We start from the raw sequence: 22,924 nt of genomic DNA on the forward strand, positions 1-22,924 counted from the left end.
CTGACCCGGCGGGCCGCCGCCGGGCGGTCCCGCACGACCCGGAGTGCCCCATATGTCTACTATGTCGCCTCGGGTGACCGAGGAAGCGGTGGTGCCCCCACCACGTGCCGCCGCCCCGGAACGCCCCGCACCACCGCCCCGGGCGGGCGGAGTTGTCCGCCCCTCCCGCGCGCGCAGCGCCTTCGCCGGCCGCCGCCGGTTCTTTCCCGGCCCTGCCGACCGGGAAATACTCTGGCTCTACCTGCTGACCCGGACCGCCATCTGGATCACCGTCCACTGCACCGGATGGCTGTTCCCCGCCGCTCCCCGAACGCGCCACGCCGCGCCCGCCCTCGCCCCCTTCGAGCAGTGGGACTGGGGCCACTACCTGCACATAGCGCGCGAGGGCTACTTCCCCGGGGGAGGGGGCCCCGGGCTGGCCGGCTGGGACAACAGGGAGGCGTTCTTCCCCGGCTTCCCGCTCGTGCTGCGCGCCGTCCACGCCGTCGTCCCGCACTGGACCGCGGCCGGCCTGCTCATCTCCTTCCTCGCCGGAGCCGTCGCCGTCGTCGCGCTGGCACGGATCGCCCGGCTGTACCTGCCCGGTACGCATGCGGACCGGCGCACCGTCCTGTTCCTGCTGCTCTCGCCCTGCACGATCTTCCTGGCCGCCGGCTACACCGAAGCGCTCTTCCTCGCGCTCGCACTGCCCGCCTGGCTCGCCGCCCAGCGCCGCAACTGGCCCCTGGCGGCCGTCCTCACCGCCCTGGCCACCACCGTCCGCGTCAGCGGTCTCTTCCTCGCCGCCGCGATCGGCCTGCACTTTCTGCTCACCGCCCGCACCCACCGCGACGGGCGCCGTCTGCCCTGGACCGTCCTGCCCGCTTTACCGGCCGTCCTGTACAGCTGGTACCTGCACGCGCACACCGGGGACTGGATGGCGTGGAAGCATGCCCAGGAACGCGGCTGGCACCGCGCGTTCCACGCCCCCTGGGAGGCGTGGGGGAACACCTGGACCGGCGCCTTCGGCGATGTCCAGGCCACCGGGTACGCCTTCATGTTCCAGGCCGAGCTGGCGGCCATGCTCGTCGGACTTCTCCTGCTGGGCCTGCTGGTCCGGCAGCGCCGCTGGCCGGAGGCCTTCTACATAGGTCTCAGCCTGTGGGCGCTGGGCACCTCGTACTGGTACATGTCGATCCCCCGCGCCACTTTGCTGTGGTGGCCCCTGTGGATCAACCTTGCCGCGTGGAGCCTGCGCCATCCACGGTTCAAGGGCATCTATCTGAGCCTCGCCTGCCCCTTGGCGGCGGTGTTCGCGCTGACTTTCCTGTCCGGGCGATGGGCCGGCTGAGCCCCCGCACCACCAGACGCCGGCCGGGCCGGGAGTTCCGGCCCGGCACCGGCCGCAACGCCCGGCCCGGCCGTGCCCGCCCGGCTCAGCCCGCCTTGACCAGCCCGGGTTCCCAGACACCGGCATGGCGCGCCAGCCGGTGCGGCAGCGTCCCGTACCAGAGGCACGCCAGCGCGTACCCGAAGCCCAGGCACAGCACCCCGCCCACCGCGTCCAGCCAGAAGTGGTTGGCGGTGGAGATGATGACCAGCAGGGTGACGGTCGGGTAGAGCAGCCCGAGGACCTTGCCCCACAGTGGCTTGGCCAGCAGCGCGATGGTGATGCCGCACCACAGCGACCAGCCGATGTGCATCGACGGCATCGCGGCGTACTGGTTGGACATCGAGGCGAGGTTGCCGGACGCCAACGAGCCCCAGGTCCCGTGGTGGACGAGGGTGTCGATGAAACCGCCGTCCGGCATCAGCCGGGGCGGCGCCAACGGGTAGAAGTAGTAGCCGATCAGGGCGACGCCGGTGGTGGCGAACAGCGCCAGCCGGGCGGCGGCGTAGCGGCCGGGGTGCCAGCGGTAGAGCCAGACCAGCACACCGATCGTCACGATGAAGTGCAGTGTCGCGTAGTAGTAGTTCATCGACACGATCAGCCATGTCACCGAGTCGACCGCGTGGTTGACGGTGCGTTCGACGGCGATGCCCAGGGAGTGCTCCGCCTGCCAGATCCAGTCGGCGTTCTTCAGCGCCTGGATCTTCTGCTCGGGTACGGCGTTGCGGATCACCGAGTAGGTCCAGTAGCTGACCGCGATCAGCAGGATCTCGAACCAGAGCCGGGGGGTGCGAGGGGAACGCAGACGGGCCAGCCGGCCTTCGGTCGCCGGGCGGTCCGCGTGTTCCCCCTTGGGTGGCGGGGAGGTCGGCGGGCCGTCCAAAATCCTCGTATTCGCATCACCCATAGGCAGACAGTCTGCCAGAAACGGACGTCTCGCCGATCATCCTTCGGGCGGGTATTCGAGGCCATGTATGGGACTTGTGGGGGATGCCGGGACCCCGTACTTCCGGGGGATACAGGGTTCAGTGAGCCCGCAGCGGCTTCGGGATCCTGGCCGTCCGCGGGGCCGAGGCGGTCGAACCGCGCACCACCAGCTCGGGGTGGAAGACGAACTCGCTGTGCGGGGCCGGGGTGCCGCCGATCTCCTCCAGGAGCGCGCGGACCGCCGCCTGCCCCATGGCCGTCACCGGCTGCCGGATCGTGGTCAGCGGCGGGTCGGTGAAGGCGATGAGCGGGGAGTCGTCGAAGCCGACCACGGAGATCTCGCGCGGGACGTCGAGCCCGCGCTGCCGGGCCGCGCGGATCGCGCCGAGCGCCATCATGTCGCTGGCGCAGACGATGGCGGTGGCGCCCCGCTCGATCAGCGCGCCCGCCGCGGCCTGGCCGCCCTCCAGGGTGTAGAGGGAGTGCTGGATGAACGGCTCCGCCTCGGCCGGGCCGGTCTGCAGCCGCTCCTGCATGCTGCGCACAAAACCCTCGATCTTGCGCTGCACGGGCACGAAGCGCTTGGGGCCGAGCGCCAGCCCGATCCGCCGGTGGCCGAGCGCGCTGAGGTGGGTGACCGCGAGGTCCATCGCGGCCCGGTCGTCGGGGGAGACGAACGGTGCCTGCACCTTGTCGGAGAAGCCGTTGATGAGGACGAACGGGACGCCCTGGCCGCGCAGCTGCTCATAGCGCTGCATATCGGCGGAGGTGTCGGCGTGCAGCCCGGAGACGAAGATGATGCCGGCCACTCCGCGGTCCACCAGCATCTCGGTCAGCTCGTCCTCCGTGGAGCCGCCCGGTGTCTGGGTCGCGAGGACGGGCGTATAGCCCTGGCGGGTCAGCGCCTGCCCGATGACCTGGGCGAACGCGGGGAAGATCGGGTTCTCCAGCTCCGGAGTGATCAGTCCGACCAGCCCGGCGCTGCGCTGCCGCAGCCGCACCGGGCGCTCGTAGCCCAGGACATCGAGGGCGGCCAGCACGGACTGGCGGGTGGTGGCGGAGACACCGGGCTTCCCGTTGAGAACCCGGCTGACGGTGGCCTCGCTGACACCCGCCTGTGCTGCGATATCGGAGAGCCGGGCGGTCATGGGTGGGACTGTACCGTTCGGCTCTCAGATTGCCCACCAGGTGCAGCTGTCGCCGGGGAGCACCGCGGCGGCGCCGTTGCCGGTCACCGGGGCGCTGGCCAGCAGCAGCGCACCGGGCGGCGGCAGTTCCACGTCGTGACCCAGCGTGTTGACGGCGCACAGCAGGCCGGGGCGGGTGAAGGCGAGCACCCCGTCGGGCGCGGGGGCCCAGCTCATCTCCCCGTCGCCCAGACCGGGCAGCCGGCGCCGCAGGGCGAGGGCGGTGCGGTAGAGCTCCAGGGTGGAGGCGGGGTCGCCGGTCTGGGCCTGGACGGTGAGGGCGGCCCAGTCGTCCGGCTGCGGCAGCCAGCTGCCGCCGTCGCCGAAGCCGTACGGCGGCAGCTCACCGGACCAGGGGAGCGGCACCCGGCAGCCGTCGCGGAAGCCGTCCTGGCCGCTGGTGGCGGCGGCGCCCGCGGTCCGGCCGCCGCGGAAGAACGCCGGGTCCTGGCGGACCTCGTCGGGCAGGTCGGTGACCTCGGGCAGGCCCAGTTCCTCGCCCTGGTAGAGGTAGGCCGAGCCGGGCAGCGCCAGCATCAGGAGGGTGGCGGCGCGGGCGCGGTCCGGACCGCCGCCGAGGCGGGTGGTGTGCCGTACGACGTCGTGGTTGGACAGCACCCAGGTGGTGGGGGCGCCGACCGAGGTGGTGGCGGCGAGCGAGGTGTCGATGACCGACCGCAGTGCGTCGGCCTCCCAAGGGGCGTTCAGGAACTGGAAGTTGAAGGCCTGGTGCAGTTCGTCGGGGCGGACGTAGAGGGCGAGGCGCTCGGCGGTGGGGGCCCAGGCCTCGGCGACGCCGACCACCTGCTTGCCGTGGGCCGCGCCATAGCCGTCCAGCAGACGGCGCCAGGCGCGGTGGATGGCGTGCACCCCGTCCTGGTCGAAGAACGGCAGCACCTGGTTGCCGATCAGCTTGGCCTGCTGGCCGTGGCCGATGTCCGGCAGGCCGGGCGCCTTGATCATGCCGTGGGCGACATCGACCCGGAAGCCGTCCACGCCGAGGTCGAGCCAGAAGCGCATGATGGCCTCGAACTCGGCGTGCACGTCCGGGTTGTCCCAGTTCAGATCGGGCTGCTCGGGGGCGAAGAGGTGCAGATACCAGTCGCCGCGCCCGGTACGGGTCCAGGCCGGGCCGCCGAAGACCGACTCCCAGTCGTTGGGCGGGAGTTCGCCGTTCTCACCCTTGCCGGGGCGGAAGAGATAGCGCTGCCGGGCGAGTTCGGGGTCCTGGAACCACGGATGCCGGTCGGAGGTGTGGTTGGGGACGATGTCGACGATCACCCGCAGACCGAGGTCATGGGCGGTGCGGATCAGGTCGTCGGCGTCCTGGAGGCTGCCGAAGAGCGGGTCGACGGCGCGGTAGTCGGCGACGTCGTAGCCGCCGTCGGCCTGCGGTGAGGCGTAGAAGGGGGTGAGCCAGACGGCGTCCACCCCCAGGTCCTTGAGGTAGGGCAGCCGGGCGCGGGCGCCGTGCAGATCGCCGATGCCGTCGCCGTCGCTGTCGGCGAACGAGCGCACATACACCTGGTAGATGACGGCGTCGCGCCACCACCCCGGACCTCGGCCCGTTCCGGGGGTCTGGGGGGCGGGGCTGGGGGAAGTGAGCTCCTGGGTCATCTGCCGTCCCTGTCGAGATCAAGAGGCGTCGGTGCCTTCACGGAATCAACGCTCGGGCGGGCGCGGGGTGACGGTGCTGAGGGCGCCCGGAGGGTCCCGTTCCAGCCATCTCATTGCAATTCGTTCCCATGGTCTTGCAGAAATTTGCCGCAAGGTCTTTCGGTTTGTTTTCTGCGCTGTTACGTTCCTGACCGCCATCTGAGGCATTTCCCTAAGGAGTTCACATGCGGCGTGGCATACGGGGCGTAACAGCCACCGCGCTGGTAGCGGGCCTGGCACTGGCAGCGACAGCGTGCGGCGGAGGCGACGGCGGCGAGGGCGGCAGCAGCGGGGGCGAACTGTCCGGAACCGTTACCTTCTGGGACACCTCCAACGACGCCGAGAAGGCGACGTACCGCAAACTTGCCGAAGGTTTCCAGAAGAAGCACCCGAAGGTCCGCGTCAAGTATGTGAACGTGCCGTTCGGCGATGCCAACGCCAAGTTCAAGAACGCGGCCGGCGGCAACTCCGGCGCCCCGGACGTGATGCGCACCGAGGTCGCCTGGGTCGCCGACTTCGCCAACCTCGGCTACCTCGCGCCGCTCGACGGCACCCCCGCCCTCGACAAGACCGACGACTACCTCCCGCAGGCCGTCGGCTCCACCGAGTTCAAGGGCAAGACCTACGCCGCACCCCAGGTCATCGACACCCTCGGCCTCTTCTACAACAAGAAGCTCCTCAAGGACGCCGGTGTCGAGGTGCCCAAGACCTTCGACGAGCTGGCCAGGGCCGCCAAGAAGATCAAGGCCAAGACCGGCGCCACCGCCCTCTATCTGCGCGGCGACGACCCCTACTGGTTCCTGCCCTACCTCTACGGCGAGGGCGGCGACATGGTCAACGCCCGTGACAAGGTCGTGGAGATCGACGACGGCGCCGGCGTCAAGGCGTTCAAGACGATCAAGAGTCTGGTCGACTCCAAGGCTGCCGTCACCGACGCCACCGACGGCTACGAGAACCAGATCAAGGCCCTCAAGGACGGCACCGTCGCGATGGCCGTCGACGGTCCGTGGGACATCGAGGCCGCCCGCGCCGGCAAGGCCTTCAAGGACAAGAAGAACCTCGGCGTCGCCCCGGTGCCCGGCGGCAGCAGCGCCCAGGGCTCCCCGCAGGGCGGCTGGAACCTCTCCGTCTACGCCGGCAGCAAGAACCTCCAGGCCTCCTACGCCTTCGTCAAGTACATGAGCTCGGCCGAGGTCCAGCGGCAGACCAACGAGAAGCTCAGCCTGCTGCCCACCCGCAAGTCCGTGTACGACGTGCCGGCCGTCAGGAACAACGAGATGGTCAAGTTCTTCAAGCCCGCCGTCGACGGTGCCGTCCAGCGTCCCTGGATCGCCGAGGGCAACTCGCTCTTCGAGCCGGTCAAGGTCCAGATGAACAAGGTGCTCACCGGCGCCGCCTCGCCCGAGCAGGCCGCCAAGGCGACCGGCGACGCCTACCGGAAGCTGCTCAAGGACTACAAGTGACCTTCGCTGTACGGGTGCGCCGGGCGCTGGGCACCCACTGGTACGCATGGACGATGGTCGCCCCGGTGGTACTCGTCATCGGGGTGATCATCGGCTATCCGCTGGTGCGCGGCGTCTTCCTCTCGCTCACGGACGCCAATGAGGCCAACGTCGAGCGGAACATCGGCGTCAACCACCTCCCCGCCACCTACAAGTTCACCGGCCTGGACAACTACCGGGCGGTGCTCTCCGACGGCGTCTTCTGGGACCGCCTCGGCTGGACCGTCCTGTGGACCGTCGGCTGTGTCTCGCTCACCTTCCTGACCGGCCTCGCCCTCGCGAACATGCTCAACCGCACCCTGCGCGGCCGCACCTTCTACCGCCTCGCGCTGATCCTGCCGTGGGCCATCCCCGCCTTCATCTCGGTCTTCACCTGGCGGATGCTCTACAACGAGAAGAACGGCATCCTCAACAAGCTGCTGGCCGGCGGCGGTATCGACGCGGTCCCGTGGCTCAACGACCCGACCTGGGCCAAGCTCTCGGTCATCGCCGTCAACGTCTGGCTGGGTGTGCCCTTCATGCTCGTCGCGCTGCTCGGCGGACTGCAGTCCATACCGGGCGAGCTGTACGAGGCCGCCGAGATGGACGGCGCCAGTGCCTGGCAGCGGTTCCGCCACATCACCGTGCCGGGGCTGCGGTCCGTCAGCAGCACCGTCATCCTGCTCTCCACCATCTGGACCTTCAACATGTTCCCGGTGATCTTCCTGCTGACCCGGGGCGGACCCGGCGACGCCACCGAGATCCTGGTGACCTACGCCTACCGGCTCTCCTTCCTCGACAGCCCCCGCAACTTCTCCGAGTCCGCGGCCTGGGGCGTCCTGATCCTGGTCCTGCTGTCGGCCGTCGCGGTCGTCTACCGCCGGGCGCTGCGCAAGCAGGGAGAGGTGTGGTGACCATGACCCGCACACCCGCCACCCGTACGCCCGCCACCCGCCCGCCCCGCAAGCGCAACGAGCGGTCCACGCTCGCCTCCACCGCGCTGCACGCCGGTCTGGCCGTCGCGGCCGTGCTGGCGGTCTTCCCGCCCCTGTGGCTGCTGGTGACGTCCTTCAAACCGAAGAACGACGCCTTCTCCACCGGCCTCGTCACCCACTTCACCTTCGCCAACTACACCCATGTACTGGCCGACACCGAGTTTCTGACCTGGTTCAAGAACTCCGTGATCATCGTCGGGCTGACCACCGTCCTCGGGGTCTTCATCGCCGCCACCACCGGCTACGCCGTCAGCCGCTTCCGCTTCCCCGGGATGCGCCCGCTGATGTGGCTGCTGCTGATCACCCAGATGTTCCCGGTCGCGGTGCTGATCGTGCCGCTCTACAACCTCCTGGCGAGCCTCGGCCTCCTCAACCAGCCCGCGGGCCTGGTCATGACGTATCTGACCATCGCCGTCCCGTTCTGCGCCTGGATGATGAAGGGCTTCTTCGACACCATCCCGGTGGAGATCGACGAAGCCGGCCGGGTCGACGGCCTCAACCCGTTCGGCACCTTCTGGCGGCTCGTCCTGCCGCTGGCCCGCCCCGGGCTCGCCGTCACCGGCTTCTACACCTTCGTCACCGCCTGGGCCGAGGTCGCCTACGCCTCCGCGTTCATGACCGGCGAGGAGAACCTGACGCTCGCCGGCGGTCTGCAGACCTTCGTCAACCAGTACACCAACGACTGGGGTTCGATGACCGCCGCCGCCGTGATCATCGCCGTACCGGCCGCGCTCGTCTTCGCCTTCGCCCAACGCCACCTCGTCGCCGGACTGACCGCCGGCACCACCAAGGGTTGAGATGACTTCACCGCACAACGTCACTCCTGACGACGCCGCTCCTGACAACGCCGCGCCTGACGACGCCCCTCCCGCCACCGACTGGTGGCGTCACGCGGTGATCTACCAGGTCTATCCGCGCAGCTTCGCCGACGCCAACGGTGACGGTATGGGGGATCTGGCCGGTATCCGCAGCCGGCTGCCGTACCTGCGCGACCTGGGCGTGGACGCCGTCTGGCTCAGTCCCTTCTACGCCTCCCCGCAGGCCGACGCGGGCTACGACGTCGCCGACTACCGCGCCATCGACCCGATGTTCGGCACCCTGCCCGACGCCGAGGCCGTCATCCGCGAGGCCCATCGGCTGGATCTGCGCATCATCGTCGACCTCGTCCCCAACCACTGCTCCGACCAGCACGAATGGTTCCGCCGCGGGCTCGCCGAGGGCCCCGGTGCAACCACCCGTGAGCGCTTCCACTTCCGCAAGGGCCGCGGCGAGAACGGCGAGGAGCCGCCCAACGACTGGGAGTCCCTCTTCGGCGGCCCCGCCTGGACCCGGGTCCCCGACGGCGAGTGGTACCTCCACCTCTTCGCCCCCGAACAGCCCGACTTCAACTGGGAACACCCCGCCGTCCAGGACGAGTTCCGCTCCATCCTGCGCTTCTGGCTGGACCTGGGCGTGGACGGCTTCCGGGTGGACGTCGCACACGGCCTGGTCAAGGCCCCCGGCCTGCCCGACATGGGCCACGGCGAACAGCTCAGGCTCCTCGGCAACCAGGTTCTGCCGTTCTTCGACCAGGACGGCGTCCACGACATCTACCGCGCCTGGCGCACCGTCCTCGACGAGTACTCCCCCAGCCTCCGGCCGGGGGCACTCCCAGGCGACCGGATCGCGGTCGCCGAGGCCTGGACCCCCACCGCCGACCGCACCGCCCTCTACGTCCGCCCCGACGAACTCCACCAGGCCTTCAACTTCCACTACCTGAACACGGAGTGGGACGCGGCCGCGCTCCGCGAGGCGATCGACTCCTCCCTCGCCGCCATGCGCCCGGTGGCCGCCCCGACGACCTGGGTGCTGTCCAATCACGACGTCGTACGCCACCGCACCCGCCTCGGCGGCGACCTGGACCGCGCCCGTGCCGCCACCCTCCTGATGCTGGCGCTGCCCGGCTCGGCCTACCTCTACCAGGGCGAGGAGCTGGGCCTGCCCGAGGTGACGGACCTGCCCGACGAGGTCCGCCAGGACCCCTCCTTCTTCCGGGACGCCGGCCAGGAGGGCCTGCGCGACGGCTGCCGGGTGCCGCTCCCCTGGAGCGGCGACGCGCCCCCGTACGGCTTCGGCGACGGCGGCAGCTGGCTGCCGCAGCCGGATGACTGGGCCGCCCTCACCGTCCAGGCCCAGACCGGTGACCCCGCCTCCACCCTGGAGCTCTACCGCACCGCCCTCACCCTGCGGCGCACCCACCCCGGCCTGGGCGCGGGCGAGTCGGTCGAGTGGCTGGACGCCCCCGACGGCGTCCTGGCGTTCCGCCGCCCCGGCGGCCTGGTCTGCACCGTCAACACGACCGAGGCCCCGGCTCGCCTCCCCGCCCCCGGCCGCATCCTGCTCACCTCCCGCCAACTGGACCTGCCCGAGGGGGACTTCGACCTGCCTGCCGACACCGCCGTCTGGTGGGAGGAATGACCCTGCCCGATCTCCAGGCCACCCCCCGGCTCTCCGACATCGCCGCCCAGGCGGACGTCAGCGAGGCGACCGTCAGCCGGGTCCTGAACGGCAAGACGGGCGTGGCGGCGAGCACCCGGCAGCGGGTGCTCGCCGCGCTCGATGTGCTCGGCTACGACCGTCCCGTACGGCTGCGGCGCCGCAGCGCCGGGCTGGTCGGCCTCGTCATCCCCGAACTGACCAACCCGATCTTCCCCGCCTTCGCCCAGATCATCGAGCAGTCGCTGGCCGGCCACGGCTACACCCCGGTGCTGTGCACCCAGATGCCGGGCGGCGCCACCGAGGACGAACTCGTCGAGCAGCTGGAGGAGCGCGGGGTCACCGGCATCGTCTTCCTCTCCGGTCTGCACGCCGACACCCGCGCCGACCCGTCCCGCTACGCCCGCCTGGCCGCGCGCGGTGTCCCCTTCGTCCTCATCAACGGCTACCACCCGCACATCGACGCGCCGTTCGTCTCACCCGATGACGGCGCGGCGGCCCGGATGGCCGTGCGCCACCTGGCCGAGCTGGGGCACGAGCGGATCGGGCTGGCCGTCGGCCCGGCCCGCTATGTGCCCTCCCGCCGCAAGGCCGAGGGTTTTGTGGCGGCGCTGGCGGAGTCGTTCGGCCTGTCGAGGGGGCAGGCCGAACGGCGCGTCCAGCACACCCTGTTCAGCGTCGAGGGCGGCCATGCCGCAGCCGCGGCGCTGCTCGATGAGGGCTGCACCGGCGTCGTCTGCGGCAGCGACCTGATGGCACTCGGCGTCGTCCGCGCGGCCCGCCAGCGCGGCCTGGCCGTCCCCGCCGACGTCTCGGTCGTCGGCTTCGACGACTCCCAGCTGATCGCCTTCACCGACCCGCCGCTGACCACGGTGCGCCAGCCGGTGCAGGCGATGGCGACCGCCGCCGTGGGCGCCCTGATCGAGGAGATTCACGACCGTGCGGCGGGCGGCCGGGGCACCACCCGGCGCACCGAGTTCGTCTTCCGCCCGGAACTGGTGGTCCGCGGCTCGACGGGCCCGGTGCGCGAATGACCTAGGGACGGCACCGGGGCCGGAACCGTAACCGGGGCCTGTCCCGGGCCGGTGCCGGTGCCGGGAGACATGCGGACGACGACCCCTGGCCGCGGAATGCCGCGTTCCTGCTACAACGGGCGGACGATAACGGGCGGACACCGGCCGATAGATGAAACATAACCCCGGTGCCTAGCGTCCCTTTCCGGATGAGTTGTCATGCCGGAAGGAAGAGAACGACGTGAAGATGCGCAGGAACGCGGGACGCACCCTGGCCATGGGCGCCATGGCCACTTCCCTCCTGATCCTGGGAACGGGCGCCGCGGAGGCCGCGACCGGCACCCTGGAGTTCTCCGGGAACGGTGAGCGGACGCTGACCAATCCCAAGGACGGGGCCTGCTACAAGCTCGCCAAGAACACGCCGCCGTGGGACTCGCTGGGCTACAAGAAGATCACCAATCACACCAACAAGAAGGTGACCTGGTACACCGCGGACAACTGCCAGGGAGACGGCTCGACCGTCGAACCCGGAAAGACCTCGGAGTCGAGCCCCACCTGGTGGCCGCTGGTCTCCATCAGGTACGTCAAGATCGGCTGACTCGACGGGCCCGGGGCCACGGGCGGCGTACCGCCGTGGCCCCGCGGCCGGGCCGTGCGGCCTTGTTGTTGGAGGCGCGGGTGGATTACCCCACGCGCGCGCCCACCGAGCGCGCCCGCTCGCGGGCCTGTTCGCTCCCCCCTTTTCGCCGCGCCGACATACGGGGATCGAGTGCCTACCGGACCGGCCCCGGACCCCGGTCTGTCCCGTCGCGGCGTGAGAACACGTCGTCCGCGGTTCCGTGAATGGCCGGCCCCCACTCCGCGGGAATCTCGGCGACGATCAGGGCGGCGGCTTCCTCCAGGGTTTCGACCCAGCCAACCTGATGACGCTCCGAATCGTTGGGCTCGTCCATGCGGATCACCACGTAGCCGCCACCCCCGCTCGGGAACAGCGCCGGGATGTCCCTGGTCCAGGGGGACTCGGTGCAGCGGCTGAACTGCAGCGACCCGTGGCTCACCGAGGGGAGGAACTGACGCAGCCGAGGCTGCGCATAGGCCGCTTCCACCATCTCGTGGTTGATCATTTCCGCGCCCATCGCGCGCACGCTGTGCCACTTGACCGCCACTACTTCGGACGCGTCCATGTTCTGTTCCTCTTTCGTCATGGCAGCACCCTGACGGAGCAAGTGGTGGGGAGTGCAACCCGGAAGCGGTGGGGGAGGGGCGCCGCCTGTGTCGAGGCCGCCCCGAGAGTGCGGTTCACGTCCTGCCCCGGGCCGTTGTCAGACGGCGGGCAGCCCGTACAACCGGTCCGAGTGGGCCACAAGCAACCGGCGTCCCGCCGCCGCGATATGCCAGCGCCCGTCGTCGTGGACACTGTCGTGGTACGTCCAGCGGAGTTTGCCCGTGCGGGCCTCGAAGGCGTGGATCCCCCCTGAGCCGAGGGCGGTCGCGCCGTAGACCGTGTTCCCGACCTGCACGAATTCTTCGGGGACGGGTCGCCGGCCGAGGTCGTCCGACTTCCACAGCTTCTTGCCGGTGGCTGCGGCGACCGCCCACACACCGCCGTTGTAGACGGACGCATAGAGGGTTGTGCCCACGAGCGTCAGTGGCGCCTCGAAGGGATTGCGGTGCCCCGTACGCAGCGACCAGCGCTCGGCGCCCGTCTTCAGGTCGAACGCGCGCATCGTGGCTCCGCCGATGATGACCTTGTCGCGGAACACCGTGGGCCGCGCCGCCGCGTCGTCACCCACCGGTTTCGTCCACAGCTGTGCGCCGTGGGCGGCATCGCGGACGGTGAGGTTGTAGAGGTTGTCCGTGTAGACGACATGCCGGCCGTCGGCGGTCGCCTCGACGTCCCAGTCGCCGGACGCCTCGCCGCGCTGCTTCTGCCACAGCACCTTGCGGGTCTTGATGTCCACCGCGGCGATCACGGTGGGGGTCTCTTTCGCGTCACCGGTCACGATCTCGGCGATGACGTAGACCCGCCGGCCGTCGGCGGCGACCGGGCGCGGCTTGTCGTACCTGCCGCCCAGCCTGCTGCGCCATGCCTCCTTGCCCGTGGCCGGGTCGAGACCGACGAAGTCGCCGTCATATGTGCCGCTGGGGAAGAACAACAGCCCAGCGGCGTGTATCAGCGGCCGCTCGGTGGCTGCGGCCCCGCCGGTCACCGACCACTTCTGCCGACCGGTCGCCACGTCGTGGGCGATGAGCGGGTCGCCGCTGACCACCATCAGACCACCGATCGCCAGCGGAGGGATGTCGTAGTTGAGGCTGAGGTGCTTGGCCCGCGTGTCCCACAGGGGCTTCGGGCTCGTCCCGGCGGGCGGGGTGGTGAAGTCCGCGGGATCGATCACGTCGTCCCGGCGCCGCTTGTGGTGCGTCGGCTCGCCTCCGAGGCTCTGCCAGGCCCACGCCGCTCCGCCCCCGGCGGCGAGTACCGCGGCCCCGGCCCCCAGCGCGAGGAACCCGCGACGCGATGCGGTGCGCTCCTCCGGGGCCACGGCCGCCGTACGGGTTGGCTCGGCGGCGGTTCCCTGATCGAGCACGGTGGGGGTGCGGACGCCCGCCATCTCCCCGTCGCGGACCGGCGTGTCCAGTTCCAGGATGCGCGCGGCATGCTGGGCGATGGTCGAGGCCACGGGCCCCGGCAGCCAGTGTTCCAGCGCCGCCGGTACGCCGTCGGGGGCGAGCTCGGCGACGAGCCGTTCGGGCGTGGGCCGCATGCGCGGGTCCTTGGCCAGACACTGCTGGACGAGCGGTCGCAGGGCTTCCGGAACTCCGGTCAAGTCCGGTTCTCCGTGTACCACTTGGTACAGCATTCCGGCGGCCGTGCCCGTACCGAAGGGCTGGCGGCCGCTCGCGGCGTACGCCAGCACGACCCCGAGCGAGAACACATCGCCCTGCGTTCCGGCCACCTGTCCGGTGGCCTGCTCCGGAGGTATGAAGCCCGGGGAGCCGACCACCACTCCGGTGCTCGTCAGCCGCTCACCGTCGACCGCACGGGCGATGCCGAAGTCGATGACGCGCGGACCGTCGGCGGCCAGCAGCACATTCGACGGCTTGAGGTCGCGGTGCACCAGACCAGCGGCGTGGATGCCGGTGAGCGCCGCCGCCAGGCCGGCACCCAGCGCGCGCACGGACGCTTCGGGCAGCGTCCCGTGCCGGCCGATCACGTCGTCGAGGGCCGGGCCCAGCACATAGGCGGTGGTCAGCCAGGGAAGGGCGGCCTCGGTGTCGGCGTCCACGACCGCAGCGGTGTACGGCCCGGACACCGACCGGGCGATGCTCACCTCGTGCTGGAAGCGGCGCCGGAAATCGGGGTCCTCGGCGAGTTCGGGCCGTACGACCTTGACGGCGAAGGTGCGTCCGCCGGACGTGCGCGCCAGGTAGACCCGGCCCATCCCGCCCGCGCCGAGCCGGGCCACGAGACGGTAGTCCCCCAGGCTCTGCGGATCATCATCCTGCAACGGCTGCACGGCAACCATCCCCCGTTCCTCGCCTGCGTGTTCGCATGATCGAGGGGCCAGCCTAGTGGCGGCGCGCAACGGTGCAGCCGAGGGAACCCGTACGGAGCCGGTCTCCCGCTCCGGCCGGTTCAGACGCAGCGGGCGGCGTACCCGACGAATGCCCCCAGGCGTCAGCGGGCACGGCGTGCTGCGGCCCGGCCTTGTCCCTGGAGTCGCGGATGATGTGTGAGGTCACTGATGGGACCGCACCGGTCATCGTCTGAATCGGATGGGGCCGGTATGGCTGAACCGCGGTACGCACCTGGGCAACCTCTGTCCGAAGAGTGACCCCTGCTTGACTGGCCATCAAATGAGCTGCTGGGCTGGCTATTTCGAGCCGCCCAGTCGGAGGTTGCCCAGGTGTCCAGGTCGGATCTTCGTGCGTTATTCCGGTCGAATGATCGTGAGTTGAAAGCCGTTGACTACTTCGCCGACCGACGTGACGAGTGGGCCACGGTGGTGGAGAGCCTGGTTCGTCATACGCGATGGGTGCGTGAGGACGGGTTCGATGTCGAGGATCTGGAGACGCCACGGCGCAACGTGCTGGTCTTCTACGGGGTCGGCGGCATCGGCAAGTCCACGCTGTCGCGTGGCGTCGCCGAGCACCTGGTGGACAGTGAAGCCCGCGGCGCCGACTGGCCTCCACTGGCCCCTGAGGTGGGGCGGGTGGTTCCCGTACGCGTCGACTTATCCCGGGACTCTGGCAGCGACTTCGAGTCCTTGATGCTCGCCCTTCGGCTCGCGGTGGCTGAGTTGGGGGAGCCGATGCCGGCTTTCGACCTTGCGTTCCAGCGTTATTGGGAGCGCAACCACCCGGGGGAGCCGCTTGAGGAGTACCTGCGGTGCCGCACATGGTTCAGCCGGTTCCCGGGAGCACGTTCCCTGTCCGGGCAGATGCAGTCGGTGCTGTCGGACGTCGCGCAGGCCGTGTCTTTGCCGGGGACTGCGGGCGCGCTTGTCGGAAAGGGACTTGGGTCGCTTGTCCGTGCGTTGCGGGACCGGCGTCACCAGGTCCGCTCTCTCGCTGAGTGCCGCCGGTTGGCCGACCTGCTCGAAGCTGAACCGGACTTGGAAGCTCTCAGCTACTACTCGCATCTGCTTGCCTGGGATCTCAGCAGGGTCTCGGCCAAGCGCCAGGCAACGCTTGTGGTCCTCCTGGACACCTTCGAGGATGTCGGGGACCGCGTGCACCGCGATCTTGAGCGGCTGATCCAACGCGTGGCGTGGCTGATGCCGAACGCCCTCTTCGTCATCACCGGCCGAAACCGCCTGCAGTGGGACGATGCCAAACTGGAAGGACAGCTGGACTGGGCGGGCCCGGATTTCTGGCCGCAGCTCGTCGGCGGCGCGGCGCAGGAACCGCGCCAGCACACTGTCGGGTACCTCTCCGCGGAGGACTGCGAGCGGTACCTTTGCGAACGGCTGACCGTCGCCAGCCGGCCGCTGATGGATGACAGTGCGCGACACCTGATCACCGCCAACTCCCACGGGCTGCCGCTGTACCTGGACCTCGCGGTGATGCGGTTCTTGGACATGTACCGCAAGAACGGGCGCGCCCCGGTAGCGAACGAGTTCAATCTGGACTTCCCGGCGCTCGTTGCCCGGACCTTCCGGGATCTCACACCGAGCGTGCGGCAGGTCCTGAGAGCGGTGAGCCTGCTTGATTCGTTCTCTGTCGAGTTGGCTGCGGCTGCCGCGGGCCTCGATCATGACGCCCCCGCACTGGAATTGGTCGAGCGCCCGTTCGTGGACCTGGATCCCGGCGCCCCTTGGCCTTACCGGCTGCACAATCTCGTACGCGAGGCCATGCGAGAGGCGGACTCGACGAGCGAGGACCGCTGGAGCCCGGCGGACTGGCGGCGGGCTGCTCAGCGCACAGTCGACGCCCTGGAACGTGAGGTGGCCGGAGACCGTAGGCGTCTGGTTGCCGCCTTGCGGCAGGGGATGACGCTCGCCCGCGACTACGGCCTGGAGCTCGGATGGCTGCAGGACGCGGCGTTCCGCTACGTCGACGACTTCGTGTGGGAGCCCATCGAGCTGCCCTCCCCAGCGCCGCAAGCGAGCCACAACGCACAGATCAGCAGTGCAGCGGAGGCCCTGGCTGTCGCGTTGTCCGCGATCGCACGGCGTCAGCGTCGCCACCGGGGCGAAACCGCTGAACAACTGCGTGCGGTGCTGGCCTCCGGGCAGTTGCCCGAGTCGCTGTTGGAGCTGCCGCGCTACTTCCTCGCGGAGTGCGACCGCGACCTCGGGAACTTTGCCAGCTCGCTGGAAGGGATGCGGCAGGTCGTCGACGCTGGGGGACGGCTTGCCCCCACTGCGGCCCGTGGCCTGGTGCACCTCGCGCGCCGCGTGGGGCGGTTCCCCCAGGTGCGTGCCGCAGCCGAGGCCCTAGGGGTGGAGGGCCGCCGCGACCGGGCACTCGGCGATCTTTGGTGGACCCAAGGGGACATGGCGCTCGCTTGTTCCTCGTACGCGGTCAACCGCGATGAAGCGCTGCGGCTTGGCCAGCCGGGCGAGGCCGCACTGTCACAGGCATGCCTGGCCTTCGCCGCAGCCTTCCGGGACCGCCCACGAGCCGGGGAAGAAATCGAGCGGGCGCAGGACGCCCTGGGCGGAGTAGCGATCCGGTGGGCGGAGCTGCAGACGAAGATCGCATCGCTCGTACGGGATGCAGGTGCCAGCACCGACCTGCCGGCGCGTGCCGACGAAGTCGTCGATGAGGCTCGTGAAGCGGGACTGACGTCGTCCATCGCCTATGTGCGCTTCGCGGGCTGCCTCCACGCCGCGGTCCTCGGAGAACCGGCCCTGCAGGATGAGGCGCGCGAACAGCTGAACGAGTGTGTACGAGGCGAGGAGTTCGCCTACTTGGCCGAACTGTCGTACCTGATGGTGGGGGAAGATCCGCCCGAGGACCTGCCGCACGCCGAGTGGGTGGACGGGCAAAGCCGGGTACGGGCACGCTGGGTTGCCATTGTTGATGACCGGCGTCGCGAAACCGCCGCACACAGAGGAGTCTGAGCCGGGTGGCCACGTATACCAAGTTAGATCAGATCGACCTGCCCGCGGTGTCTGAGCGCTACGGGCTGCGCGAATCGCAGCTGGAACCCCTCAAGGGCGGCGCAGCGAACTCCAGTTTCCACCTGTCCAGCGCTTCCGGCGACTTCACGCTGACCATCCTCGATAACCACGACATTGTCAGCGCCCAGAGCCTGGCGACGCACACGCAGGCCGTGTATCGACTGGGCGTGCCGACGACCGAGGTTGTCCACGCCCTCGACGGATCGCTGATCACCGCCTTCGACGGCCGCCCGGTAATCCTGAAGAAGTGGATCCCGGGGGTTGTGCGCGAGCCGCTTCCGATTCCCCTGTTGCCCGAGGCAGGGCGCATCCTCGCGCAACTGCATTCCCTGGCCCCGGAGTCGGAAGGGCTCGATGGCCTTCCTGTCGGCACGCGCCGCCTCTCGGCTGAGCATCTGAATGCCATCCCCCAGTTCGCTGACCGAGACTTCGCGGCATGGCTCACCGCTTGCCTGAAGCGGGTTTGCAGCGCCGAAGCAGACAGCGAGCGTTCTCCGAAGGTTGCCCACGGCGACCTCTTCGCCGACAACGTGATCGTGCGTGACGAAGGGGCGCTGTCCGTACTGGACTGGGAAACGGTCTCGCTTGACGATCCCATGCTGGATCTCGGAATGGCCGCGGTCGGGCTGGCGCAGGAGGATGACGTCCTGGTGCCCGAACGGCTGAGCGCCCTGGTGGCGGGATACCAGGCTCTCGCTCCCCTGTCGGAGGCAGATGCTGCCGCATTGCCCCTGGAGATCGAGCATGCTGCGTGCATCATCGCCTTCCACCGCTACTACCGGCACAATGTCCGCTTTCCCGACCCGAGTAAGAGCACCTACCACTTGAAGATGATCAAGTTCGTCGAGTCTGTGAGGGCTGTGACCCAGCACGGCCCATCCTGAGGGGAGTGCGTTCGATCCTCCACGGGGCGCAGTCGGCCGGCGAGAGGTCTGATGAGCATGCGAATCCCTGCATCTGCATCCGACTTTCCAGTGCGGCCCCTGAGGGGGCCACCCCTGGACGCCGGTCCGGCCGGCCGGACCGGCTACTGCGGGAGCGTAACACCCTTGCAATGTCTTGCGTAAGGTCTTGCAGCGAGGAACCGGCGGGGATAGAACCATGACCCATGTCGTTCACCACCCGCCGAATCCGCCGAATCCGCCGAATCCGCCGAATCCGCCGAATCCGCCGGCGCCCGGCCGCCGTCCTCGCCCTGGTGCTCGCTGCGGCGGCCCTGCTGGTCTCGTCCCCGCAGCAACCGGCACAGGCGGCGCCGCCCCCTGCGGACCAGGCCCTGGCCCAGTGGATCGACCGGGACACCGTCATCTGGAAGGGTGCCGAACAGGCGGATGCTCAGCTGGAGTTGGGGACGGGTGGTGCCCGTATCCGGCTCACGCCGGGGTCCCTGACCCCGGCCGAGCGGGCCGCCTACCCCCACCTGGCCGCGTACCCGGCCTTCACCGTCGACCCCCGCGACCGCCATCTGGCTCCCGCCGCCCTGCGCGGCAAGCTCGTGGCCGCCCAGCGCACGGCGGACGGGCGGCGCACCACCACCGGCGTCCAGATACCCGGCGTCCTGGACGACCTCTACGGCTCCCGCGCCCAGCACGCCGCGCTGGGGCCGGTGTTCGCCCGCGACGGCCGGCCCGCCCTGTCCGTCTGGGCGCCCACCGCCCGCACGGTCGCCCTGGAACTCGACGGCCGTACGGTGCCGATGCGACGCGACGACCGCACCGGCATCTGGCGAGCCCAGGGGGAGCGTGACTGGGCCGGAAAGCCGTACCGCTACCTCGTCACGGTCTGGGCGCCCACCGTCGGCAAGACCGTCACCAACAAGGTCACCGACCCCTACTCCACCGCGCTGACCGCGGACTCGGACCACAGCCTCGTCACCGATCTCGACGACCCGAAGCTCGCCCCGGACGGCTGGTCCCGGCTGACGAAGCCGGCTGCCGTGCCGCTGCGCCGGGCCCGCATCCAGGAGCTGCACCTGCGAGACTTCTCCGTCGAGGACCGCACCTCCCGCCACCCGGGGCAGTACCTCGCCTTCACCGACCGGCGCTCGGACGGGATGCGGCACCTGCGTTCCCTCGCCCGGTCCGGTACCTCCTACGTCCATCTGCTGCCCGCCTTCGACTTCGCCACCGCACCCGAGCGGCGCGCCGACCAGGCCCGTCCCGGCTGCGATCTCGCCTCGTACGCCCCGGACTCCGACCGCCAGCAGGACTGCGTCGGGAAGACCGCCGCCCGCGACGCCTACAACTGGGGCTACGACCCGCTGCACTACACCGTCCCCGAGGGGTCCTACGCCTCCGACCCGGAGGGCCCGGCCCGCACCGTCGAGTTCCGGCGTATGGTCCAGGGCCTCAACCGCACCGGGCTGCGCACCGTCATGGACGTCGTCTACAACCACACCGCCGCCGATGGCCAGGACCCGCGCTCCGTCCTGGACCGCATCGTCCCCGGCTACTACCAGCGGCTGCTTGACGACGGCGGGGTGGCCACCTCCACCTGCTGTTCCGGCACCGCGCCCGAACACATCATGATGGGCAAGCTCGTCGTCGACTCGGTCGTCACCTGGGCCAAGGAGTACAAGGTCGACGGTTTCCGCTTCGACCTCATGGGCCACCACCCCAAGGCCCATATCCTCGCCGTCAGGAAGGCCCTCGACGCGCTGACCCCGGAGCAGGACGGCGTCGACGGCAAGAAGATCATCCTCTATGGCGAGGGCTGGAACTTCGGCGAGGCCGCGAACGACGCCCGCTTCGTCCAGGCCACCCAGCGGAACATGGCCGGGACCGGCATCGCCACCTTCAGCGACCGGACCCGGGACGCGGTGCGCGGCGGCGGCCCCTTCGACGCCGATCCCCGCATCCAGGGCTTCGCCTCGGGGCTGTACACCGACCCCAACTCGTCGCCCGGGAACGGCACTCCGGCCGAACAGCGCGCCCGGCTCCTGCACTACCAGGACCTCATCAAGGTCGGCCTCACCGGCAACCTCGCCGACTACACCTTCACCGACACCACCGGCCGCCGCGTCAAGGGCTCCCAGGTCGACTACAACGGTGCCCCGGCCGGCTACGCCGCCGCCCCCGGTGACGCCCTCGCCTACGCCGACGCCCACGACAACGAAACCCTCTACGACGCGCTCGCCTACAAACTCCCGCCGCACACCCGCGCCGCCGACCGCGGCCGTATGCAGGTCCTGGCACTCGCCACCGCGGCCCTCTCGCAAGGGCCCGCGCTCTCCCAGGCCGGCTCCGACCTCCTCCGCTCCAAGTCCCTGGACCGCAACTCCTTCGACAGCGGCGACTGGTTCAACGCCCTGCACTGGAACTGCGCCGACGGCAACGGCTTCGGCCGCGGCCTGCCACCGACCGCCGACAACAAGGACAAGTGGCCCTACGCCAGGCCCCTCCTGTCCGACCCCGCGCTCCGCCCCGGCTGCACCACGCTCAACAACACATCGGCCGCTTACCGCGATCTGCACCGTATCCACGCCACCGAACCGGCCTTCGGCCTGCCCACCACCGCCCGCGTCCAGTCCGCACTGTCCTTCCCGCTCTCCGGGAAGGACGAGACCCCCGGCGTGATCACCATGCGGCTCGGCAACCTCGTCGTCGTCCTCAACGCCACCCCGGACCCACAGCACCAGACCGTCCGGGACCTCACGGGCGAGCGCTACGCCCTGCACCCCGTCCAGGCCCGGGGCGCCGACCGCACCACCGCCACCGCGTCCTACACGCCCGCGTCGGGCACCTTCACCGTCCCGGCCCGCACCATCGCGGTCTTCCGCCGGGGTTAGGCAGGGAGGGGGACGCCGGACGGTCAGGTCCTCTCGACGAGCGTGGAGTACGCCTGCTCCAGGCCCTGCGTGTAGCCGGTCCCCAACTCGACATAGACATGGCCGCCGGCCACACACGCTGCACGCAGGGCCGCGCTCCGGTCCCTGACCCACGCGGCGATCTCCCGGTAGGTGGTGTCATCGGCCCCCTCGAGCCAGTCCGGGGCGGCCCGCAGGTGTGCGGGGGTCAGCTTCGTGTTTCCGAGGAAAACGGAGGTCAGCGGAAACCCGAGACCGGCGGCGGCAGTGGCCGCCGCCGGTGTGACGATGTCGCCCTCGACCACATAGCCGTCCTGGGGATCGGAGTCATCGAGAGCCTCCGCGGCGGCACGGATGAACTCGACGAGGAACGGCTGGGCGGGCACGGCCTTGTCCGGATGCGTACCGTGCCGCACGCCGTGCTCGGGTGCAGCGCGCTGCAGCATCGACACCAGAGCGTCGGTCGGGCACCCCGGGAGGCCCTCTCGTTCCAGCAGCATCCACGCGAGAGTGCTCTTGCCCACCCGGGGCGGGCCGCCGATCAGATAAATCACCTGAAGACCGTACCGTGGGCGACGACTTGGGCGATCTCGCTGCGGCCGGGCCGTCACCAGAGCGCCCCGATCAGCGAGGCGCACGCGGGTGACCGCGCCGCAGCCCGAGGGCGCGGACGGGCCTTAGGAGACGTCTCCCAGCCGCTTTTCGAGGAGGGTGACGGCGTACAGGCTGCCGTCGCTGCTCTCCTTGCAGGGCTGCTCCCCGACGACCGTGTAACCGGCGCCCTCGTAGTACGTGTGCAGCCGCGGGTTGGACGAGACACAGTCCAGCCGTGACCACGCCCGCCCCGCCGCGGCTATCCGCCGCTCGGCCTGCGCCAGCAGCGCCCGCCCGGTCCCGGCCGGGGCGTGCCGGCGGTCCACCATCAGCCGGTGCACATAGCCGGCCTCCGGCGGCTGCGGCCCCCACGCGGGCTCGTCCCGCCACCACAGCTCGAAGGCGCCCACCGTCCGCCCGGCGGCCTCCGCCAGCCAGACCTCGCCGTCCTTCAGCCGCAGCCGGAAGTGCTCCTCGTCCTTCTCGCCGGGCTTCCACTGGTCGATACCGGCCTCCTGCATCCAACGGGCCGCCCCGTCATACAGCGCGACCAGGGCCGCCAGATCGTCGCCATCGCCGGCGAGCCGAAAGGTGATCTCGTTCATGAGGTGATTTTCGCTTCCCGCGTTTTCGGCTGGCCCCACGTTTTTGTCTTTACCGCCGTGGTTGTTGCTCGCCGTTTCGCCTGGCGGCGGGCGGGGTCCGCTGCGCGGGGCTGTTGGGGTGCGGTGACGGGCCTGCGCGGGTGGGGGTGTCCGGACGGCTTCGCTTTACGTCCGGACACCCCCACCCC

17 protein-coding genes are annotated in these 22,924 nt (G+C 70.2%); 10 read left to right on the forward strand and 7 right to left on the reverse strand.

Going from position 1 to position 22,924, the window contains the following annotated elements; all coding sequences use genetic code 11:
• Nucleotides 1–73: 73 nt before the first annotated feature.
• Nucleotides 74–1,330: a mannosyltransferase family protein gene (locus tag AB0C46_RS38675; RefSeq protein WP_362833803.1), complete on the forward strand. Its 1,257-nt coding sequence runs from the start codon at nt 74–76 to the stop codon at nt 1,328–1,330.
• Nucleotides 1,331–1,415: 85 nt separating this feature from the next.
• Here AB0C46_RS38675 and AB0C46_RS38680 read toward each other — a convergent pair whose 3' ends face one another.
• From AB0C46_RS38680 to AB0C46_RS38690, 3 genes are all read right to left on the reverse strand, one after another.
• A complete protein-coding gene (locus AB0C46_RS38680; protein ID WP_362833804.1) occupies nt 1,416–2,276 on the reverse strand; it encodes a phosphatase PAP2 family protein in 861 nt (286 codons plus the stop codon).
• Between the two features lie 118 nt (nt 2,277–2,394).
• Nucleotides 2,395–3,444: a LacI family DNA-binding transcriptional regulator gene (locus tag AB0C46_RS38685; protein ID WP_362833805.1), complete on the reverse strand. Its 1,050-nt coding sequence runs from the start codon at nt 3,442–3,444 to the stop codon at nt 2,395–2,397.
• Nucleotides 3,445–3,468: 24 nt separating this feature from the next.
• Nucleotides 3,469–5,100, reverse strand: coding sequence for a glycoside hydrolase family 13 protein (locus AB0C46_RS38690; protein WP_362833806.1), 1,632 nt, complete (start codon nt 5,098–5,100; stop codon nt 3,469–3,471).
• 224 nt (nt 5,101–5,324) lie between these two features.
• Here AB0C46_RS38690 and AB0C46_RS38695 point away from each other — a divergent pair, with 224 nt between their 5' ends.
• From AB0C46_RS38695 to AB0C46_RS38720, 6 genes are all read left to right on the forward strand, one after another.
• Nucleotides 5,325–6,602 (forward strand): extracellular solute-binding protein, encoded by a 1,278-nt coding sequence (locus AB0C46_RS38695; RefSeq protein ID WP_362833807.1) that lies wholly within the window; start codon nt 5,325–5,327, stop codon nt 6,600–6,602.
• Nucleotides 6,599–7,534, forward strand: a complete 936-nt coding sequence (locus AB0C46_RS38700; RefSeq protein WP_362833808.1) for a sugar ABC transporter permease — start codon at nt 6,599–6,601, stop codon at nt 7,532–7,534. Before AB0C46_RS38695 ends, AB0C46_RS38700 begins: the two co-directional genes overlap by 4 nt.
• A gap of 2 nt (nt 7,535–7,536) precedes the next feature.
• Nucleotides 7,537–8,412, forward strand: coding sequence for a carbohydrate ABC transporter permease (locus AB0C46_RS38705; protein ID WP_362833809.1), 876 nt, complete (start codon nt 7,537–7,539; stop codon nt 8,410–8,412).
• Nucleotide 8,413: 1 nt separating this feature from the next.
• The gene (locus AB0C46_RS38710; protein ID WP_362833810.1) at nt 8,414–10,072 is read left to right on the forward strand and encodes a glycoside hydrolase family 13 protein; all 1,659 of its coding nucleotides are present in this window, start codon (nt 8,414–8,416) and stop codon (nt 10,070–10,072) included.
• Nucleotides 10,069–11,124: a LacI family DNA-binding transcriptional regulator gene (locus tag AB0C46_RS38715; RefSeq protein WP_362833811.1), complete on the forward strand. Its 1,056-nt coding sequence runs from the start codon at nt 10,069–10,071 to the stop codon at nt 11,122–11,124. The genes AB0C46_RS38710 and AB0C46_RS38715 overlap by 4 nt, the downstream gene beginning before the upstream one ends.
• Nucleotides 11,125–11,344: 220 nt before the next feature.
• Complete coding sequence (locus AB0C46_RS38720) at nt 11,345–11,701, forward strand: hypothetical protein (RefSeq protein ID WP_362833812.1); 357 nt, start codon at nt 11,345–11,347, stop codon at nt 11,699–11,701.
• Nucleotides 11,702–11,876: 175 nt separating this feature from the next.
• On the opposite strand, the gene AB0C46_RS38725 is transcribed toward AB0C46_RS38720, so the two are convergent.
• Both AB0C46_RS38725 and AB0C46_RS38730 read right to left on the reverse strand, forming a co-directional pair.
• Nucleotides 11,877–12,308, reverse strand: a complete 432-nt coding sequence (locus AB0C46_RS38725) for a DUF6193 family natural product biosynthesis protein (RefSeq protein ID WP_362833813.1) — start codon at nt 12,306–12,308, stop codon at nt 11,877–11,879.
• 117 nt (nt 12,309–12,425) lie between these two features.
• Nucleotides 12,426–14,630 carry a PQQ-binding-like beta-propeller repeat protein gene (locus AB0C46_RS38730; protein WP_362833814.1) on the reverse strand — a complete coding sequence of 735 codons (2,205 nt, stop codon included), beginning with the start codon at nt 14,628–14,630 and terminating at the stop codon, nt 12,426–12,428.
• 429 nt (nt 14,631–15,059) lie between these two features.
• Between AB0C46_RS38730 and AB0C46_RS38735 the strand changes: the two genes are divergently transcribed.
• The 3 genes from AB0C46_RS38735 (at nt 15,060) to pulA (ending at nt 21,519) form a co-directional block, all read left to right on the forward strand.
• Nucleotides 15,060–17,672, forward strand: coding sequence for an ATP/GTP-binding protein (locus tag AB0C46_RS38735; RefSeq protein ID WP_362833815.1), 2,613 nt, complete (start codon nt 15,060–15,062; stop codon nt 17,670–17,672).
• 5 nt (nt 17,673–17,677) lie between these two features.
• A complete protein-coding gene (locus tag AB0C46_RS38740; protein WP_362833816.1) occupies nt 17,678–18,616 on the forward strand; it encodes a phosphotransferase in 939 nt (312 codons plus the stop codon).
• A 224-nt stretch (nt 18,617–18,840) separates the two neighbouring features.
• On the forward strand, nt 18,841–21,519 hold the full coding sequence (gene pulA, locus AB0C46_RS38745) for a pullulanase-type alpha-1,6-glucosidase (RefSeq protein ID WP_362833817.1): 2,679 nt from the start codon (nt 18,841–18,843) through the stop codon (nt 21,517–21,519).
• A 23-nt stretch (nt 21,520–21,542) separates the two neighbouring features.
• Here the strand turns inward: pulA and AB0C46_RS38750 are convergent, their stop codons facing one another.
• Nucleotides 21,543–22,091 carry a hypothetical protein gene (locus tag AB0C46_RS38750; protein WP_362833818.1) on the reverse strand — a complete coding sequence of 183 codons (549 nt, stop codon included), beginning with the start codon at nt 22,089–22,091 and terminating at the stop codon, nt 21,543–21,545.
• A 123-nt stretch (nt 22,092–22,214) separates the two neighbouring features.
• Nucleotides 22,215–22,736, reverse strand: a complete 522-nt coding sequence (locus AB0C46_RS38755) for a GNAT family N-acetyltransferase (protein WP_362833819.1) — start codon at nt 22,734–22,736, stop codon at nt 22,215–22,217.
• Between the last annotated feature and the right edge of the window lie 188 nt (nt 22,737–22,924).

It is taken from the genome of Streptomyces sp. NPDC048637 (assembly GCF_040650675.1).
In the GTDB taxonomy this organism is placed as follows: Bacteria; Actinomycetota; Actinomycetes; order Streptomycetales; family Streptomycetaceae; genus Streptomyces.

What these genes read in the sequence shown, in the direction of transcription:
- AB0C46_RS38725 (WP_362833813.1), bottom strand. Translation starts at nt 12,308, where the DNA reads ATGACGAAAGAGGAACAGAACATGGACGCGTCCGAAGTAGTGGCGGTC.
- AB0C46_RS38710 (WP_362833810.1), top strand. Translation starts at nt 8,414, where the DNA reads ATGACTTCACCGCACAACGTCACTCCTGACGACGCCGCTCCTGACAAC.
- pulA (WP_362833817.1), top strand. Translation starts at nt 18,841, where the DNA reads ATGTCGTTCACCACCCGCCGAATCCGCCGAATCCGCCGAATCCGCCGA.
- AB0C46_RS38705 (WP_362833809.1), top strand. Translation starts at nt 7,537, where the DNA reads ATGACCCGCACACCCGCCACCCGTACGCCCGCCACCCGCCCGCCCCGC.
- AB0C46_RS38730 (WP_362833814.1), bottom strand. Translation starts at nt 14,630, where the DNA reads ATGGTTGCCGTGCAGCCGTTGCAGGATGATGATCCGCAGAGCCTGGGG.
- AB0C46_RS38690 (WP_362833806.1), bottom strand. Translation starts at nt 5,100, where the DNA reads ATGACCCAGGAGCTCACTTCCCCCAGCCCCGCCCCCCAGACCCCCGGA.
- AB0C46_RS38685 (WP_362833805.1), bottom strand. Translation starts at nt 3,444, where the DNA reads ATGACCGCCCGGCTCTCCGATATCGCAGCACAGGCGGGTGTCAGCGAG.
- AB0C46_RS38680 (WP_362833804.1), bottom strand. Translation starts at nt 2,276, where the DNA reads ATGGGTGATGCGAATACGAGGATTTTGGACGGCCCGCCGACCTCCCCG.
- AB0C46_RS38695 (WP_362833807.1), top strand. Translation starts at nt 5,325, where the DNA reads ATGCGGCGTGGCATACGGGGCGTAACAGCCACCGCGCTGGTAGCGGGC.
- AB0C46_RS38755 (WP_362833819.1), bottom strand. Translation starts at nt 22,736, where the DNA reads ATGAACGAGATCACCTTTCGGCTCGCCGGCGATGGCGACGATCTGGCG.
- AB0C46_RS38715 (WP_362833811.1), top strand. Translation starts at nt 10,069, where the DNA reads ATGACCCTGCCCGATCTCCAGGCCACCCCCCGGCTCTCCGACATCGCC.